The 19,016-nt window shown below is 40.4% G+C and carries 15 protein-coding genes; 9 read left to right on the top strand and 6 right to left on the bottom strand.

The genetic code is table 11. From position 1 onward, the window contains the following. Nucleotides 1-28 precede the first annotated feature (28 nt). The 3 genes from G1O98_RS16685 to G1O98_RS16695 all read left to right on the top strand — a co-directional run bounded on the left by G1O98_RS16685 (nt 29) and on the right by G1O98_RS16695 (nt 1,350). On the top strand, nt 29-256 hold the full coding sequence (locus G1O98_RS16685; protein ID WP_163929826.1) for a hypothetical protein: 228 nt from the start codon (nt 29-31) through the stop codon (nt 254-256). Beyond that, nucleotides 256-684 carry a PIN domain-containing protein gene (locus G1O98_RS16690; RefSeq protein ID WP_163929827.1) on the top strand — a complete coding sequence of 143 codons (429 nt, stop codon included), beginning with the start codon at nt 256-258 and terminating at the stop codon, nt 682-684. The genes G1O98_RS16685 and G1O98_RS16690 overlap by 1 nt, the downstream gene beginning before the upstream one ends. Before the next feature lie 123 nt (nt 685-807). Next, on the top strand, nt 808-1,350 hold the full coding sequence (locus tag G1O98_RS16695; protein WP_163929838.1) for a Uma2 family endonuclease: 543 nt from the start codon (nt 808-810) through the stop codon (nt 1,348-1,350). A 252-nt stretch (nt 1,351-1,602) separates the two neighbouring features. Here the strand turns inward: G1O98_RS16695 and G1O98_RS16700 are convergent, their stop codons facing one another. Further along, the gene (locus tag G1O98_RS16700) at nt 1,603-3,120 is read right to left on the bottom strand and encodes a DUF3131 domain-containing protein (protein WP_175586714.1); all 1,518 of its coding nucleotides are present in this window, start codon (nt 3,118-3,120) and stop codon (nt 1,603-1,605) included. 149 nt (nt 3,121-3,269) lie between these two features. Between G1O98_RS16700 and G1O98_RS16705 the strand changes: the two genes are divergently transcribed. The 3 genes from G1O98_RS16705 to G1O98_RS16715 all read left to right on the top strand — a co-directional run bounded on the left by G1O98_RS16705 (nt 3,270) and on the right by G1O98_RS16715 (nt 5,219). Next, nucleotides 3,270-3,845 carry a TIGR04376 family protein gene (locus tag G1O98_RS16705; protein WP_163929828.1) on the top strand — a complete coding sequence of 192 codons (576 nt, stop codon included), beginning with the start codon at nt 3,270-3,272 and terminating at the stop codon, nt 3,843-3,845. Between the two features lie 222 nt (nt 3,846-4,067). Next, nucleotides 4,068-4,247: a hypothetical protein gene (locus G1O98_RS16710; RefSeq protein WP_163929829.1), complete on the top strand. Its 180-nt coding sequence runs from the start codon at nt 4,068-4,070 to the stop codon at nt 4,245-4,247. A gap of 411 nt (nt 4,248-4,658) precedes the next feature. Then, complete coding sequence (locus G1O98_RS16715) at nt 4,659-5,219, top strand: nitrate transporter (protein ID WP_163929830.1); 561 nt, start codon at nt 4,659-4,661, stop codon at nt 5,217-5,219. Nucleotides 5,220-5,222: 3 nt separating this feature from the next. Here the strand turns inward: G1O98_RS16715 and G1O98_RS16720 are convergent, their stop codons facing one another. The 3 genes from G1O98_RS16720 to G1O98_RS16730 all read right to left on the bottom strand — a co-directional run bounded on the left by G1O98_RS16720 (nt 5,223) and on the right by G1O98_RS16730 (nt 10,184). Then, a complete protein-coding gene (locus tag G1O98_RS16720) occupies nt 5,223-6,638 on the bottom strand; it encodes a collagen-like protein (protein WP_163929831.1) in 1,416 nt (471 codons plus the stop codon). A gap of 87 nt (nt 6,639-6,725) precedes the next feature. Beyond that, nucleotides 6,726-7,748 carry an NADP-dependent oxidoreductase gene (locus G1O98_RS16725; RefSeq protein WP_163929832.1) on the bottom strand — a complete coding sequence of 341 codons (1,023 nt, stop codon included), beginning with the start codon at nt 7,746-7,748 and terminating at the stop codon, nt 6,726-6,728. 369 nt (nt 7,749-8,117) lie between these two features. Continuing rightward, a complete protein-coding gene (locus tag G1O98_RS16730; RefSeq protein WP_163929833.1) occupies nt 8,118-10,184 on the bottom strand; it encodes an outer membrane protein assembly factor in 2,067 nt (688 codons plus the stop codon). Between the two features lie 234 nt (nt 10,185-10,418). Between G1O98_RS16730 and G1O98_RS16735 the strand changes: the two genes are divergently transcribed. Next, nucleotides 10,419-11,780 carry a lipid-A-disaccharide synthase-related protein gene (locus G1O98_RS16735; RefSeq protein ID WP_163929834.1) on the top strand — a complete coding sequence of 454 codons (1,362 nt, stop codon included), beginning with the start codon at nt 10,419-10,421 and terminating at the stop codon, nt 11,778-11,780. A 64-nt stretch (nt 11,781-11,844) separates the two neighbouring features. Here G1O98_RS16735 and G1O98_RS16740 read toward each other — a convergent pair whose 3' ends face one another. After that, entirely contained in the window at nt 11,845-12,567 is a 723-nt protein-coding gene (locus G1O98_RS16740; protein ID WP_012408175.1) for a response regulator transcription factor, read from the bottom strand. 1,373 nt (nt 12,568-13,940) lie between these two features. On the opposite strand from G1O98_RS16740, the gene G1O98_RS16745 reads away from it, so the two are divergent. Beyond that, nucleotides 13,941-15,275, top strand: a complete 1,335-nt coding sequence (locus G1O98_RS16745) for an ATP-binding protein (RefSeq protein ID WP_163929835.1) — start codon at nt 13,941-13,943, stop codon at nt 15,273-15,275. Nucleotides 15,276-15,309: 34 nt separating this feature from the next. Next, nucleotides 15,310-16,434 (top strand): hybrid sensor histidine kinase/response regulator, encoded by a 1,125-nt coding sequence (locus tag G1O98_RS16750; protein WP_163929836.1) that lies wholly within the window; start codon nt 15,310-15,312, stop codon nt 16,432-16,434. 32 nt (nt 16,435-16,466) lie between these two features. Here the strand turns inward: G1O98_RS16750 and G1O98_RS16755 are convergent, their stop codons facing one another. Further along, nucleotides 16,467-16,922 carry a response regulator gene (locus tag G1O98_RS16755; protein ID WP_163929837.1) on the bottom strand — a complete coding sequence of 152 codons (456 nt, stop codon included), beginning with the start codon at nt 16,920-16,922 and terminating at the stop codon, nt 16,467-16,469. Between the last annotated feature and the right edge of the window lie 2,094 nt (nt 16,923-19,016).

Below are 19,016 nucleotides of genomic sequence, written 5' to 3' on the forward strand. Positions count from 1 at the left end.
TAGAAACCTTCGACTATAGGAGCCGTCTATGTTGCTACAAGAATTGAAGGAGCAGGTCTTCAAGTTACCACCAAGCGATCGCCTTGCACTAGTGAGCGCTATCATTGAGTCCTTGCAAGACACGCCAATTTCTGAGCCTGAGCGCTCTAGCGCGATTAGACGGATGCGAGGCTTGCTAAAAACAGACCAGCCAGCACCGACTGATGAAGAAGTGGCTGCAATGTTAGAAGAGCGACGAGTGGACAAGTATCTTTAATGAAAGTTTTAATTGATACAAATATTGTCCTAGATTTTCTGTTACAGCGATCTCCATTTTTCCAAGACGCGGAACTGTTGTTTCAGGAGATTGATTCTGGTCGTGTCGTTGGACATATCACAGCGACAACACTTACAGATATTTTTTATATTTCCCGAAAACACACGCGCAGCATAGAGCAAGCACGGCAAGCAGTTTCAGAAACGCTGACTGTTATGGTAATTTGTCCTGTTAATCGAGCCGTCTTGAAATCAGCGTTCGGATCTGGTTTAGCTGATTTTGAAGATGCTGTTCAAATCGCTTGTGCTATTGCTCAAGGTTTAGATGCTATTGTGACACGCGATACGCAAGGTTTTTTGAGTTCAACCGTACCCGTTTTATCAATTCATGACTTGTTAGAGCAGTTAGGGGCGCAAGATAGCAAGTAGTTGGTTGTCAGGCAAAGATGGTGATCGTATTTTCAGATTGTCCCAAACACAGTCCAGCAACTTTTAAAATTAAACTAGGTCTATCACAAGAATGTGAGCAATTCTGCTGTGAGCAATTCTGCTATGAAAACCCTGGCTAAATGGTCTGTAGACGACTATCACCGCATGGTTGAGGCGGGCATTCTGCATGGTCGTCATCTGGAACTGTTAGCAGGCGAAATTGTTGAGATGAGTCCAGAAACCCCAATTCACTACACCACAGCAAAACGAGGTGCAAAATATTTAGAAGAATTGCTATCAGGTAAAGCTGATGTTCGTTTCAATGGGCCCATTACACTATCTGACTCGGAACCCGAACCTGATATTGCAATTGTTCGACTTCCAGAATCATCCTACAGCGATCGCCATCCTGCTCCTCAAGATATATTTTGGATTGTAGAAGTTGCTAAAACCAGCTTAAACAAGGACTTGGAGATCAAGGCTGCGATTTATGCTACGGCTGAGATTCAAGAATATTGGGTTTTAAATTTATCTGCTCAACAGATGATTGTGTTCAGAAATCTTCAAAACGGTAAGTATGTTGAAGAATATACTCTTACGCAAGGAACGGTTACACCATTAGCATTCGCAGATATTTCAGTGTCCGTTCAGAGACTTTTGCCATAAAGTGGCGTTACTTAATGGATATTGCAAATTCCCGTAGTTACACGGTATGCAATACTTTTCGGTTAAACCCAATAATCTCTCTTTTGGTCTGGGGAAAGGTTAAGGGGGAAAGGGGAAAGGGAAATTCAAACCCTTTCCCTTTCCCCTTTTCCCCTTAACCGAAAAGTATTGACACGGTATGGACATTGCACAGTAGATAACTTCTATCATGCAACGCCAATTTTTTCATGGTCTGATAATCTTAGCTGTAACTTATGGTGTTCTGATAGCCCTTTTGATTGACTTCTGGCTTTTGACTCCTGCCCAAACTGTAAGTGGTTGTCCAACTTGTTTATACAGCAAACTTTCTAAAATCACGCCATTATTGTTGGCGGTGAGAGCTTTATTTGGCTGACGCATAGACTCATAAAAGCCGTTATACCAACCATCTTTAGAGTTAAGGTTAGCTTGGACGAAATTAAATAACTGCTGCGTGTAATCAGTATTATAAAGTACGTGCCAGCCGATCGCAGCTTTGGCACTGAGGAACCGCAAATCGTTGTGTTTTTGTTGGGTATCTGTGACGGTTGCCCAAGGTTCTCCGTTGACAAACAAGCTGCTGTAAACAAAGTAGGGAGGGCGATCTAAGTTGTCTTCGGTAACGGCGGTTAATTGTTTTGTCGCTTCATAACGCCCTGCTTGAGCAGCTAAAATCCGATCGGCGTATGCTTTAGGCAAAGCTTGAAACCCAGTTTCGATACCATCTAAAATATAGGGTTCGCTAAGAACGTAGTTATTGGCTCCAGAGTTTTTATAGTCGCGGCGATCATAAGGAATTCCCTGTCCGTAAAGATCGACAAAGGCAACATTGGACTGATAATCCAATGCTTGTGTAACATTCAAGCCCCAAAGCTTTAATCCGTAGGCAGCATAATTCTCATAGCCTAAGCGGCCTTCTTGATTGTATTGTTCTTTACCTTTAATAACGGCAGTCCCGTACATTTTTCCATTTTTGGTAATGCGCTTGACTTGCCAATGTTTCCAAACGTCTGTAGAAAGCGATCGCATTTCTGGATACTTTGCCTCGACAATCTTCAACCAGATTGCCATCCTTCCCAAATCGATAGCTGACCAACCAATTTCTTCGCGTTTTTCTAGTTGACCATAATTGACGGGTACGAGGGTTTTGGCATTGTAAACCTTGTTGGGTAGTTCCCCTTTATATAAAGGCATTGATGCCAGTGTTTTCAACATTTTGCTCATTTTGGCTTCAAATTCAGCCGCAGGCACGATATTGAGTTCTTTGGCACTAACTAAGGCTGCGATCGCTGCTGTCTGATCCCACATACTGACGGAGGCAAAGCCATCAACGGAATTGATCAAACCAGTTTCATCATTCCAGTTGCGCTGGAAATATGACCAAGCAATACGTGCCGTTGTCATTTCCTCTGGAGTTAGTTTTCCAACTCCCGGAGCAATGTATGGAATTATCGCTACTGTGAGTTGGTTCTTAGGAATAGCTTGACCTGGTAAAACTACAGATTTAGCATCAAGACTGGCAATGATTTCAGCTGCTTCAGCACCAGAGGCAGGGTTTTGGGGTTTCTTTGGTTGTACCAACTGGCGTGAAGCAGTTTCGGATGTTGAGATTTCCGGTTTTTCTATGGAAGCCTGGGAAAGTTGCTTAGACCAACCATTTAAAATTGCGATCGCTATTACAGCCGTAACTACCCCTCCTACAGAAGCTAGTATGGACAAGTTCTTAGGTGGCGGTTGAAAATCAGAACTCATACTGATTAAAGCCTTATTTTATAAGTCAGCGTTGTTTGCGTAGTTTCACCAAATACATTCTTCCCAACTTTGAAATCTAACTAACACCCAGAAGTCCACCGGACTACTACAATAAAATAGTCACGCACCCGATCTCTGGAGTTCTAGCAGTGGGCTTATTTGATGATTTGAGTCGGTTTTTAGAAAACCGTTTAGAAGAATTCTTGCGTAACAATCCACATTTGGAGTTAGAGGCGCTGCTAGAACAGCTGCGTGAGCAAGAAGAAGACACATTAAAGCTGATCGCAGATTTACAATTGCAAGAGAAGCGATCGCAAGAAGAAATTCTCTCCACCGCTCAAGAAATTCAGCGTTGGCATATCCGTGTTCAAAAAGCCAAAAACGCCGGCAGAGAAGATTTAGCGACTGCGGCGGGTGAGCGAGAAGCAGCCCTGTTGCGCGAAGGAAATCAGCGCTGGGGACACATGCAAGGGCTGAAAGAACGCATTAACCAATCTCAAGAACTATTACGAAAAATCCAGCAACGGCGACAAGAGGTTCAAGCTAAAGCCGCCGAAGCACAAACAGCCCGTGATAAAGCGCAAACTCAACAGCGTTTTGAAACCAGTGGCTGGTCAAATAAAACTAGTGGTTATTCTAGTGGGTTTGATGATTTAGAAGAGAAATTCCGTAGCTGGGAAACCCAAGACGAGTTAGAACAAATGAAGCGGAATTTAGGCAAATAATCGCATCTAGATAAAAAAGACGCACTGAAATTTATAAGGTAAACGTAAATCGTTCAAAAGATTTAGTGATGTCGGCTCTTGGGGTAATTTTTAGGAGTATCGATTTAAATGGTATAACCAATCGCAGCGCTATATGAAATGCCAATCATGTCTTTCTTTTTGTTTGCATTGAAATAACGCTAACAGAGTTGATTTTTGAAGAAATGGATACCCGGATTTTTCATGAGTAAAAAATCCGGGCAACGCATTGGCTTACCGACGGTAATTTTGTTTTTACTTGATAAAGTATCTCTCAATACTTCTCGGTTAAGGGGAAAAGGGGAAAGGGAAAAGGGAAAAGGGAAAGAAAAAACCTTTAACCCAAACCCAGTACCCTTTACCCCAAACCCGATTCCGAGTTAAAAATGCTTAACCGAGAAGTATTGAAGTATCTCTGACACTCCTTGTTTTATAAATATTCTGTATTGCTCATAACAAATTTTGCCATTTATGTAATATTAAAAATATTACATATTCATACTTACTACAATCATCAAACAATTAAAATCTGGAAATTGTATTTAATTTACTAATCAGGATTTATTTTTCTGATAAAGTTTACTAAAGTCAAGCTTTACCACTCTTTGCATTACTACCAAAACATCGTAATAATACCTAACTTTTATTGATTAAGTATCGACAAGGAGAAGATAAAAAAATCTTGTATTCTTCAAAGAGATCGTGTAATTTAACACATTTTTATCTTCGCTACTTTGTGTTGTTGCCACAGTATTTTCTAAATCTTTTCCATGAGAACTGAGGCAGAGAAAATATATGTTTTTAGACATTTTAGCTAGCCTGCAACGGTTGTTTGTAGGTTACATTCCAGCTGCCGTATTGGGTAGTTTTGTTGGATATCTAATAGGCATGAATAGCATGATTTATCAACTATTTAGGCTGATATTTCAAATACCACATAGTATCCCTCCTATAGCTTTACTACCTATTGCATTAATAGTGTTTCAAGAGAGCGACTCGGCTGCTACTACAGTAGTTTTTCTAGGAACTCTCTGGACGATGATTATTAATACGGCAATTGGTATGCAACATTTTCGTCGGCAGAATAATAACTTTCGAGTAGCTATATTCCATATATTTCATGCCTTGAAAGTTAGTATTTGGGTAGCCTGGTTTATAGTTATTTCTATAGAAATGTTAACAGGCCCAAAAGGACTTGGCTTTACTCTCTGGGAAGCTTATAAAGCTGGCAATGCTGATTATATGATCCAGGTGATCCTCTACATTGGTATCATTGGCTTTTTGCTGGATCAGTTACTAGATTTTGCAGCTTATATTCTTTCGCAAATGGTTTCAGATGGGAAAAAATCTTCCTAAATTTTATCTAGGCTTGCGGATTGCACCCTGCCAGCTAATAGTTTGCTTGGCAGAACGTATTCCCAAAGAACGAGTTGCTACGACTTCAATATCAACGTTGACACCAGGACGTAAAGCTGAATCAGGAATTTTGAGCTTGCCTAAAGCTAGAGTAAAACGGTTGTAGTCACGAGTCACAAGTTCGTTGGGAATATCCCCTTCATATTCAGTTTTGTAGCCAGAAAAGCCATACAAGTTATCCTGGGCGCGGAATTTGATGCGAAACTGAGTATTAATAGCATCAGATTTTGCTGCCAAATCGACTATTTTTAAGTTGAGGTTTTGTCCTGCTTCGGCAAACTCTGCTACAGCTAACCGGGTGACATCTTTTTTGGTAATGGCATGGTTAACGGTAAATGTTGTTAAGTTAGCTTCATTTTTGATGCTACCATCAACCCATAAGTCCTCGGCAAAAGTAACTTCTACTTGTTTGTTGTCAGTTAAATTAAGTGTTACAGCTTGATTGCCAAAGCTGGTAATGGGTTGTTTTTCTTGCCAAACTATTTGAAAAGTTTCTTCTAGACGCTGTTCAAACTCTCGATAATCATCTGCGATCGCAGAACCAGGCGCAAGTAGAGAAGCTGCACCTTTGCGAAGATTCCACTTGTTCTTTGAGAGGTTTACTGGTTTGTTTGTCAGTTCCGAAATTGCTAGCTGCACCGTTGGATTATCGCCTGCCAAAGCTTCCTTGCTATTTACAATACTTAAAGTTCCTAAGCGCCCTTGGCTACCGTCACTACCATCGCTGCCATCTCGCCCATCGCTACCGTCGCTACATCGATAAACCTTGTCAGTACACTTGTAATCAGGGCTGCCGGGAGTTCCTTTACAGGTTTTAACTTCCCAACTCCGCTTGTGACAGCGACAACCCTGCGTACCATTGCCACCTCTACCGCCACGTCCACCTTGCCCACCAGTTGCCCGAACGGAAATGTTTCGTAAGTCTGCCAAATTGCTGTAATACACTGTGAGGGAACCACCATTTCCCCCATCTCCTCCCTTACCACCATTGCCACCATTGCCACCATTTGGTGCATTTATATCATGGCTGGCGCGTAGGCGTTGCCCGCCGTAGGCATCGCGTTGATAACCACAGTCAGGGCGATCGCTATGTTCCCCGTCTTCCCCATCTTCACCATCTTTACCGGACAAATCAAGATTAACGGGTGAACCATTAACAAAAATGTTTTGGTTTTCACCGCTTCTACCCGATCGCCCATCGGTTCCTGCACGTCCATCTCTGCCATTATTTCTGGCTACTCTATAATATTCGTCAGAGGCAACGGCTGGACATAAAACTGAACCAGAGGCAGGCAAAAAGCTCGTAAATAAGCAGAATGTCAGCAGTAGTGGCAGCTTACTCCTAAAATCATTGTGCATTTAGTTACACCTAAAACTTTAGTTGAATTATCTACTACTGACGCTGACTTTCGACAATTTGCTCCTTTCTGTTTAGTGATGTGCCTTTCAGTTGACTGTTGGATCGTCATTAACCTTAACAATCAGCTTGCCAAAATTCTCACCTCGAAGTAAACCGATGAATGCACGAGGAGCGTTTTCTAAACCCATAACTACATCTTCTTTATACTTAAGCTGACCAGACTGTAACCATCCAGAAACATCACGCAAAAAATCATTAGACCGATGTTGATAATCGGTAACTAAGAAACCTTTGATTAAAGCTCGTTTGACTAGCAATGGCATTAAATTAGGCCCTGATGGAGTAGATGTAGCGTTATACTCCGAAATCAAACCTACTAGTGGAATTCTTGCCCCAAGGTTGATCTGCTGCAATACAGTTTCTAAAATCACACCTGCTGTATTGTCATAGTAAACATCAATTCCATTAGGTGCAGCTTCTTTGAGTGCTAAATCAAGTTCTTGGGTTTTGCGGTTAATGCCAACATCAAAGCCTAATTCTTTAACTATATAGTCCCGCTTATCGTCACTCCCGACAATTCCCACTACTCTAGCACCTTTAATTTTGGCAATTTGACCTGCTACTGCACCGACAGCACCAGAGGCGGCTGAAACCACAACAGTTTCACCTTCTTTCGGTTGACCGATATCAAGCAAAGCAGCATAAGCAGTCAGACCAGGCATACCCAGTACACCTAAGCTATAAGATAAAGGTGCTTGAGTGGGATCAAGTTTACGCAGTGTCTCACCCTTAGATACAGCATAAGTTTGCCAACCGTTATTGCTCAGAACAAAATCTCCTACTTGAAATTGAGTATGATTTGATTTAATTACTTGGCTGACTGTACCACCCACGATCGCAGAATTCAATTCTACTGATGCAGCATAAGACTCGCTTGCACTAATACGACCACGCATATAAGGGTCGAGAGATAGATAAATGGTACGGCTAAGAATTTCGCCCTCACCCGGTTCGGGAGTTGGTGTTTCTACTAAAGCAAAATCACTTTCTTTTGGTTCGCCGACTGGACGACTTTTGAGGATGATTTGTTTGTTCATTAAATCAGACATCAGTTATTTTCCTCTAAATCAATCTGACCAGGAGGAATTTGATTCCGGTTCCCCCCTTTTTAAGAGGATGTTTGAAAAGTATTCTTGTAGCAAAACGTTTTTAATCCCGCTAAATTCCCCTTTTTAAAAGCAGTTAGGGGGAATCAATAAATGCCTAAAATCACAGCCAAACACTTTTAAAACAACCTCTTATACTAATTCTGTATTAAAATGCGCCAAACTATAAAATATAAGTAAGAAAAACGAAGCGCATACTCCACGGAGAAGCAAGCTACGCCTAGCGTCTCCGAAAGAGAAGGGTAGGACACAAAGGAAGAAAGAGTAGATCAAAAAATCCGGCGTAGCCTCATAAAGAAAGTTTGAATATACTTAAAACCTCTGACCTATACCTAGATGCACTTTGCTTTCTCCCTGGTCATTAATGCCATAATCAGCCCGAATTAAGCCTAGTGGTGAATTTAAGCGGACTCCAGCCCCATAACCAAAACCATAGCCGGGTTTGTCTCGCACACCCGCCGGATCTCCTAATACAGTATCACCTGAGCCTAAGTCTGAAGCAAAGTCAGCAAATAATACACCCCCTACGATTGGTAAAACTGGAAAACGATATTCTGCGGAAGCTAAGACATAACTACGACCACTTCCCACATCGCCGGAATCGTAACCGCGCACTGAATTGGAACCACCTAAATTAAAGCTTTCATAAGGCGGTAAATTACCAATGACGGTACCAGCTTGGACGTTCACAGCAAATACTTGTGGCTGTTTGGTGTTAAATAACTGGACTGGTAGATATTGGCTGTAATTGGCTTTGAGGCGATTTAGAGAAATATTACCTTGACCGATAGGCACAGATTGTTCTGTACTCAAACTCAAAATGGAACCTTGAGTTGGGTTGAGGGGATTATCTCGTTGGTCTTTGGTGGCGGTGAATGATACGGTAGTTAGGTCATCAACGCCAGTTCCACTCGCAGAGAGGGGATTGCCTTGAGCGTCAGTTGGGGTAATATTACCTTGGCGATCGCGAATACTAGTTCGGGTATAGTTTAATCCTAATGAGGTATTCCAGTTGTCAATTGGTCGCTGTAAGCTGACACTCCCACCAATTTGACCTTCCCGTACTTTGTCGCCGTTAGCTAGCTTAATCTTGTCATCAAAGGTTTCCGAAAGTTCCCGATTACGAAAACCATTCACAGTGTACCCCAAGCGATCGGGGTTTGTTGCCCGATAAGGACTGACAAATTTGCTATTAAATTGCAAGTCACGGCTACTTACGCCAACATTCACACCTAATGTATCGTTAATACCACCAACATTCTGATCTTGATAGCTGATTGTGCCTACTAAACCTTGATCTGCATTGTAACTACCACCCAAGTTAACACCACGCGCCCCAGTTTCTTTAAGTTGGTAGACTAAATCAAGTTTTGTCGCATCTCCTTCTAAAGCAACATTCACTGTTTCAAATAAACCAGTGCGATATAGCTGTTGGATGTCTTGCTTAACGACATTTTCTTGGAAGATTTGACCAGGTTTTAGCTTGAGTTGCTGTTGCAGAAAATCTGGTTTGGTGCGTCCCTCGACGGGATTGCCTTTGCTATCAACGGTTTTACCCTCATCGTTGATAAAGCGAAACTTGATATCACTCACTAAGCCTTCAGCAACATTCACGGTGAGAATGCCTTGATAACTGGGTTTAATTGATAGCACTCGTGCTAAGTTATAACCGTTGTCGGCGTACCATTTGTTAATTTGTACTACTGCTTGCTGGAGTCCAGCAGGACTGATGGTGGTTCCAATCTGAGATTGCAACTTTTGTTGGGCCACTTGGTAAGTGAGGACTTTAGCACCAGATAATTGCAGCGATCGCACAATTACTGGTTGCACTTGATAAACTACATTCAATCCAGCTTGTGTGCTAAAGCTATTCACACTGACATTGCTAAATAAACCTGTATCCAAAATTGCAGCTACATCTTTTTGTAGCTGGCTTTGACTGGTTTCTCCACCTACCTGGGTTTTAATGACTTTACGAATAATCTCCTGCAATTCTTGATTGGCTCCCACTACCTGTACGTCTGTAGCTGTGACTACTAAATTGCTCTCAGTAGCAGAGGTTTTGGAAGATGGTGAGGGGGAGGTAGGGAGGATGGCTTGGGAAATTAATTCTTTTGCTGACTTTAAGACTACTGGGGAATTTTTGCTTGCACCTGTTTGTGCGGCAACGGGATTTTGAGAAAATTGTTGTGCAACTATAGTTTCAGGAGTTGCAATTGTCTCTATCCGTGTGGGAGTGTCTTCAATTATCGGCACTACTAAGTTACCGGCTTTTGCCGTTGGAGTAACGGTTTTAGCAGATGTAGCCGTTGCTTGCTGAGTGACATTGGCAGCAGCTAAAGTAGCTAAAGTAAAAATTGCAGTAGCAGAAACTCGCATAATATTTAACCTAATTAACAGGGAGTTATATCAATTTTGGATTTTAGATTTTAGATTAAAAGACTTGATTAAAAAGCTTTTCCAATAATTTTAAACAATACATCCTTTGAGAATTTGGCATTAGTTGTAGGAAAGCAAAGAAATAGCGATAATACTAAGTTCCAGCTTATTCGCCGATTTTCCCTATTTACACCTCTTACCCAAACGACAGTTAATTTTGATATTTTGTTTCTTATGAGTAATTCATCCCGCTTATCTGTAGCTTCTAACTCCCAACCTGCAACTTCTCCTTTACGGTTACTTGTATTAAGTAATGGTCATGGGGAAGATGTAATTGCAGTTCGGATTTTGCAAGAACTCCAACGACAATCAAACCCACCAGAGATATTTGCTTTACCTCTGGTGGGTGAAGGACGTGCTTACCAACAGTTGGATATCCCTCTTATCGGTTCAGTCCGCACTATGCCTTCTGGCGGCTTTATTTATATGGATGGCCGCCAGTTAGCGCGGGATGTACGCGGTGGTTTATTGCAACTTACCCTCAGCCAGATTAAAGCTGTCCGCCGATGGGTGAGTTCTCAAAAAAAATTAGGTAATAAAAGAGCGATTTTAGCTGTGGGAGATATCGTCCCCCTGTTGTTTGCAACTTTTAGTGGCGCTAATTATGCTTTTGTGGGTACGGCGAAATCTGAATATTATGTGCGCGATGAAGCTGGATTGTTACCACGGAAATCCAAAGACGCGCGTTGGGAAAACTTTTCTGGTTCAGTTTACCATCCTTGGGAACGTTGGTTAATGAGTCGTCGCCGTTGTAAGGCAGTGTTTCCTAGAGATGTGCTGACGACGGAAACATTAAAGCAATGGCCAATTCCCGCTTTTAATTTGGGTAATCCCATGATGGATGGTCTACAACCGACCTTTTCACGCCAACAATTTTATAGTCGGGATAGTCACCAGCAAGAAACGGTTAGACCTTTAATGGTGACTCTTCTTCCTGGTTCCCGTGCGCCAGAGGCATACACCAACTGGGAAAAAATTATGATTGCTGTATCTGCGCTGATGGCAAGTTTCCAGGAGCGAGATTCGGTGTTTTACACTTCTGGCACGGTGGTGTTTTTAGGTGCGATCGCTCCTGGTTTAGACTCTAATATTTTATCCCAAAGCGTGCAATCCCAAGGCTGGCGAGTGGAATCGGTATGTCCTATCCAACTTCCCGATCCAAATATCTTGACATTTAAACAAAGAAATGCTTATCTTTTGCTGACTCAACAATCCTATAATGACTGTTTGCATTTGGGAGATTTTGCGATCGCAATGGCAGGTACAGCCACAGAACAGTTTATCGGTTTAGGGAAACCTGCGATCGCTATTCCCGGCAATGGCCCCCAATATAACCCTGCCTTTGCTGAAGCTCAAAGTCGTCTTTTAGGATCATCTTTGATTTTAATTGAGCAACCAGCTAAAGTGGCCGAGATCGTCCAGTCTTTATTCAAAGATCCTGATATCTTGCAAATTATTGCCGAAAATGGACTGCGGCGTATGGGCAAACCAGGGGCCGCACTACGCATTGCAGAATGTTTACAAGAACGATTTTGAATGGGCATTGGGCATTGGGCAACAATAATAGTTCTTCTTCCCCTGCTCCCTCATCCCCAATTCCTTATGCTACCAATCCAGAACGTAAGGCCCTGACGGCAGCTTGGGTACGATCATCAGCACATAATTTATTTAGAATATTACGAACATGAGTCTTTACAGTACCAACTGTAATATAGAGTTTCTCGGCAATTTGCCCATTGCTACACCCAGCTACAATCAATTCTAAGATTTCCAATTCCCGTTGAGTTAGGGGATATGTTTCTAAAACTTGCTCGTATTCTGACGCTAGCGCCTCAATTTTTACAGTCTTCGGCTTATCAGAATTTTGACTTTCTCCAGGAATGCCTTGGCGCATTTTCCGCAATACCACATTGGCAATTGCCGGATCAATCCAAGAGTTACCGCCGTGAGTTGCTTGAATCGCCTCAGTTAATTTACTGATGCTTGTTTCTTTCATGTAATAAGAATCAGCACCTGCTGCAAAAGCTGCAAGTACAGCGTCTTCAGTGTGATCCATCGTTAGGATCAGAATTTTCGTTGTCGTCTGACCAGTTTCAGCTTGATGGCGTTTGAATTTACGGGTGAGTTCAATGCCATCCATGTCAGGTAAACCGATGTCTACAACAGCTACATCTGGCTTTGCCGTTTCCAAAAGTTTTAGTCCTTGAGTCGCATTTGCTGCTTCGCCTATTACTTTCAAGGCGCTGTGAGACTGTAATGCCGCTCTTAGCCCCATTCGTGTTAAGTCATGATCTTCAATTAAAATAATGCTAATTTCATTCATCGCTATACTCGCTCTTACGCTGTTTGCATCTTTCAAAGTATTACCTTTCGTTAGCGCTTTCTCTTATTTCCCCAAACCAAAGATAGATGATATTTTAACCAGTCTGCATCCATCGCTAGAAATAATAAATTTCCTCTTTTTTTATATTTAGATAGAGGACATATCTAGCTGGAGATATATAGATACTTGCACAAAAAGTATGAAATATTGAGACGAATGCCAAATTGCTCTCCCTTGCTCAGAATTCAGCTTTTAGTTGCCATCTTCCATTAGTTATTTCTTATTATCTTGTACAAAGCTTTGAACAAAGCTTACAAAAATGGACGAAGTTCTGACTTTTAACGGGATCTGGAAAACCTCACTTCCATTCCTTTTTCCTTATAGGAAAGAGGTTTTAAACTCTTCCCCAACCCTACAAGGTTTGGGGGCTAGGGGTTTAGGTTTCGCCTCTTCTTTTCCCTATCACGTGAAAAGTCAGGCTCAATGGTGGACACATCTCAAAAGGAATTCAACTACAACTGCATGGGGTAATTACTCGTGCATCCAGATGCTGGGGAACTTATGGCTCAAAAGTTAAACCCTTCAGCAGTCAAAGTGGGAAAGTAATCTTTTTAATGCCAAAAGGCTTAGAAGGGCTTGGTATTCTTCCTAAAGTTTGCGAGGAGGTTTTGGGAATTTTCCAAACTGTGAAAGTTTGCGATCGTTAAGAAAATTGTTGAAATTGCAGGAGGTAGGATTACTTGTGATTCACAAATAGGTATAGGAAGCACTTTCTTATTTACCTGGTCTAACCAAATCTAATGGTTAAAACTGCTCAAGCTTATGGTACACGATAATGGTATGCAACTCTCACCAATGGCTGACGACGGTCGCTTGCTCACTCATTTACAATTGGTTTAAGCTTAGTAAAGTATTTTATTTTACTTTATATCAGTTCTGTCTGTTGTGCCTAGAGCAATAGTTTTCGATTTGTTAATTGCTAGTTTTTTGAAAGCTATTGGTAGTTTGCTAGGAGTTTAATTTCAATAGTCTGGCAAACTAAACAGATTAAGGATACAACAGACTAAATTTAACCCAAGAATTAGCTTTGAAAGCAACTCCTGTAATTGTAATGACAACCTTAAAGCAAGATCAACACCGAGTGAAAGCTGACGACTTAAATCTAGCCAGATATATCCTCAAGCCTTTCATATTACCTAACTTTGTCAAGATGATAGAAAAACTAAACAAGTATTGGATATTGTGCTAAACGCCTTAGTCAATCAAGTTACAGATTTTAGATGTCCGAAAATCTTATATTTTTTTTTAATTGGATAATCTCAAAAGAGAAATGTTATACATCAACCTATGTTTGGCGGCAAAAATAAAAAACGATGGAAGAGACGCTGAAAATTTTGGTTGTAGACGATGACAAAGTAGACAGGATGGTAGTCCGTCAGTCCCTGACGATAGCAGGTATTCAGATGGAACTGTCTGAAGTCGACGATGGCAATGATGCGTTTTATGCCTTAAGCAGTACTGCTTATGATTGTGTTTTCCTCGACTATGATTTACCAAACCAGGATGGACTAACCTTGATTCAACGGCTACGTTTTTCGGAAATTAAAGTTCCTATAGTAGTCTTGACTGGTCAAGGAGATGAACAAATGTCTGTTGAATTAATTAAAGCTGGTGCTACAGACTATCTCTCTAAGTCTAGGATATCACCAGAAAACTTGGCACAGGTTTTGCGGAGTGCGATTCGGATTTATCGGGCTGAAATGCAGGCGGCTTTGGCAAAAGAGCAGCTTAGAGAAAGTAATGAAAAACTCATTCGTAAGAACCAAGAATTGGAGAGACAACAAGAACAGATTCAAATGCAAAACTTTAAGCTGTTGGAGGCATCACGGTTAAAATCACATTTTTTGGCCACTATGTCCCACGAACTCAGAACGCCGATGAATGCGATTATTGGTTTTTCGCAAATACTGCTGCGTCCTAAGTTCGGTCAACTAAGTAACCAGCAAGCAGATATGATTGAGCGCATCTTGAATAATGGGAAGCATTTACTGATGCTACTCAATGAAGTTCTTGACTTTTCTAAGCTGGAGATAGGACGATTAGACTTAAAGGCGGAAATATTTGATGTATCAAAGGTCGTAAATCTCGCTGTAGGTGAAATGCGTTCCCTCGCTGATGCTAAAAAGCTGTCATTGTTAGTGCAAACCGATTTGCAAAATCCTTTGATATTTAACGATCCTGTTCGGATCAGACAAATTTTAACTAATCTACTCTCCAATGCAATTAAGTTCACAGAGTCTGGTGAGATTTTGGTTGAAGTTAAGGAACTACCTACAAATCAAGTAGTAATTATTGTTCGGGATACAGGTATTGGTATAGCATCCAGAGATTTTAAACGTATCTTTGAAGCATTTCGCCAAGTCGATCAAACTATCACTCGCAAATATCCAGGGACTGGTCTGGGTTTAGCAATTGTAGATTCATTGGTGCGAATGATGGACGGCAAAATTTTTCTGGAGAGCAAATTGGGCATTGGTTCAATGTTTAAAATTGAATTGCCGCGTCAAATCACATTACAAAATGTGGCAGATGATCCTCCTAATTTACAATTAGACAGCGACGGAATTTTTGGTAGAGCAAAAAATCCCCATCAGTCATCTTCTCAAGCTAGGCAAGCACCGATAGGATATCCTAAATTTAAACTATAAATTACTTCCAAAAACTGAGAAAAATTTATAAATTATGTCTGTAGCTGAAAATAATAAAATTTATCGTATTCTCGCAGTTGATGACACTCGAGATAATCTTATTTTGGTTCAAGCGATTTTAGAAAGTGAGGGATATGAAATTGATTTGGCTTCAGATGGAATAAAGGCTTTGAGACAAGTTGAAAAATCTCCACCCGATCTGATTTTGTTAGATGTAATGATGCCGGGGATGGATGGTTATGAAGTCACGCGTCGGATTCGGAATAACCCAGCAATTAGTTATATTCCAATTCTGCTGATTACTGCTTTTCATGAATCTAGCGTTGTCGAAGGTTTAGATGCTGGTGCTGATGATTTTATTCGTAAACCATTTGATACGGATGAACTACTGGCAAGAGTGCGATCGCTATTACGTCTCAAGCACAGTCTGGACGAACAACAAAAAATGACTCGCCAACGGGAAGACTTTGTTTCCCGTCTGACTCATGATTTGCGAACTCCTTTAGTAGCTGCCGATCGGATGTTGAATTTGTTTGAGATGGAAACATTCTGCAAAATCTCGCCAGAAATGAAACAGGCGATCGCAGTTATGATTCGCAGTAACCAAAATTTGATGGAAATGGTAAACACCCTCCTAGAAGTTTATCGCTTCGAGGCAGGTAAAAAAACGTTGAATTGGGAAGTATGCGATTTACGTGAGATATCTGAAGAAGTAGTGAGTGAACTAAGCCCTCTAACGAATGAAAAAGGTTTGACCCTGACAACAGACACCAGTAAATTAGATCCACTGGCTAAAAATGCTGGGATTATTATGGGCGATCGCTTGGAACTACGCCGAGTGCTAAACAATTTGATCGCCAATGCCATCAAATTTACAGATACAGGAGGGATCACAATCCGCATTTTTGAAACATCACCTCTTCCAGGAAATCAAGATTCGGTAACAATTGAGGTACAAGATACAGGATATGGAATTGCACCCGAAGATCAGGCAACAATTTTTGAGCGATTTCGCCAAGGCAAAAATAAACGTTCAGGTAGTGGCTTAGGGCTACATTTATCCCACAGGATTGTAGAAGGGCACGCAGGAACTATCCAGGTTGCTTCTGAAGTAGGTAAAGGTACTTTGTTCACTGTCCAACTACCCAAGAACATTTAACTTTTTTACAGGGACATTTTTCTGCTGAATTGCTAATCTTGACAAAGTTCAAAAGCTGAGTAAGGAGAAAATTTTCCTGCCAATACACGGCGAATTATAGCCTCTAAGTCCTCAATCATATAGGGTTTGCTAATATAATCATCAAATCCTGCCTTGAGGATACGCTCTCGATCCTCCGTGGTAGCTAAAGCTGTGACTGCGATCACTGGAATTTTGGAAGTTAAGGGTTCTTGCTTTAGATGACGCACAACATCGATACCGCTAAGACCTGGTAACAAAATATCCAACAAAATTAAGTCCGGTTGATATTCTTTAGCCACCAGCACTGTTGCAGAACAATCTGTTTGACAAATAAATCTACAACCCATTAACTCAAGAGCATAACTAATCAGCAAAAGACTATCATCATGGTCTTCCACTGCCAAAATCAAAGGCTGGTGAGAGTTTTGCTGCTTTTCATCACTCATGAATGAATGTGCCAAATACATCTCTTCTCCAGAAGATTTTATTAGGATTCCTCGTCTGTATCTATTAGGGAGATACAGACAAAGCTTCGCGCGAACATATAGAATAGTACTCGGTCAGAATTAGCTAATGTGTTTTACTTTTGCCTATTTCATAATTCTTACCCACGCAAAAATTGCTGAGGGAAGAAGACCTCAAGCTGAGAGGTTTAGCGGATACTTTTCGATTATACGCAAAATTACAGAATATTTTCTTAATAAATTCACCATAACTTTATATAAAAAGATCAGATGATGATTTAAAACAGTATCGGCTTGAACTATGTATGCTTGGAGATTTTAAAGATACTAAATAAACATAAATAAACAAGTAATTCAAGTTATTAACTGTTAAATTTTGTACTAGGTTTTACGCACTTAATCTAATTTAGACACACTCTTTATTGGTTATACAGACGCGATTGTTTAGGTTAAACCAAGAGATTATTTTTGATATATTCCTCAAAAGAAGTAGCTTTTCATTTTTTGTCCAAGGCTATCTACTATTTTACTATAGCGCGATGTCTACGACGGGCCACACCTATGCAGAAATTTGTTTGTAGATTATTCTATTGAGATTATTGTGAGTATTCTATACTACAAAAACAACAGCAAAGAAAATATACAGCTTTATGACATCTCATTCACTTCACACCCTTTCTTTTATATTTTGAGTCAATGCATATAATTTACTACAGCCATTTTTGAAGTTTAATACGATACGCTTGGGTTAACGCTAAAAACTAAAACTAGCGTAGGTTGGGGAGCCACTGCGACCTTACGCTATCCCGACTTGTACCCCTGCGGGGAAGCAAGTTACGCATAGCTTGCTGCTTCCCGTTCGCGTAGCGTCTCCAAATGAGAAGGAGAACCTAACATTATCAAGACTTTGTTGAGTAACGCTTACACTCAAACCAATCTACTAGTCTGTCTCATTACATTTGAGGGATAACAGAACAAACCGCATACTCCTAGATCGAAGCAAGCTACGCACAGCGTCTCGTTAGAGAAGGACGCTAAGAGCGTAAAGGAAGAAGGAAAGAAGATAAATTAAAATTTGATTCAGCTATCAGAATTAATGTGATAGACAACTACTATTCTTCTTAACTGAAACGGATTAAGTTTAATGCAACCAAAAAGTTGAGAATAATTTTGTTTAAGCTTTGTTAAATTAGACTATTAATGCATATCAATTTTATTTTTAATCACATCTATTGAAATATTTATCTATCTAAAGGGGGTTGAAATCACTCCCATATTATCAATAGAGCCTGATATCAGATTTTATAATTATTGTACACATCCTAGAGGAAGATGACCAGAATTAAGAGTAGCTCTAAATTAATTCTGGTGTGTCGAATAACTGCTTTCAATGAAGGTTTAGCTGAGTGCTAAACCTTTTTTCATGCCTATGATTAGAGTATGTCAACACACTCTAGACAGATGAACTTAAATCAAAGTAATTATAAATTAGCAAGGTATGGTAAACACTTGGTATATATAGGGCATGGCTTTTAGCCATGCCTTTTTTGTGACTGATGCTAACCAACTGAAACATACAACATATTGCAAGTTAGTGAGGCAAAAAATATCGCGCATCCTCTCTAAGGCATCAGGCGAGGAGTTACAGGTTCTTCAACGGAGTACTTGCAGGATATTGGCCCTAGATTTCATACTTGATGTATAAGTATTAATCAAAAATTACTTCCAAAATCTCCTCTAACTTCCTATTAATAATATATGCATATCATGTTAAATAATGTTTGACACTATCCTAAAGAAGTAGAAAAGCCCATCAAAAAATGCCTGTTAGTGTTATTAAATACTATATATCAATAGAACAAGCAACAAAAAATTATCAATACCATATATAGATCAATATTCGTATCATTCTATAGATAGTAGAAATAACTATTTTACAAAGTTATTATTCAGCCTGTTAATGCCTGAAAAACGTGTATGCACCCTGGATATTGTTCCAGGGTCTTTTTTTGAAAAATTATAAGTAAAAGATAGACTTTGATCAGATTAGAAGTAAATTGATAGGCGATATTTTATACACTAAATTGAGCAGAAAAA

It is taken from the genome of Nostoc sp. UIC 10630, from assembly GCF_010747425.1.
Taxonomy (GTDB): Bacteria; Cyanobacteriota; Cyanobacteriia; order Cyanobacteriales; family Nostocaceae; genus Nostoc.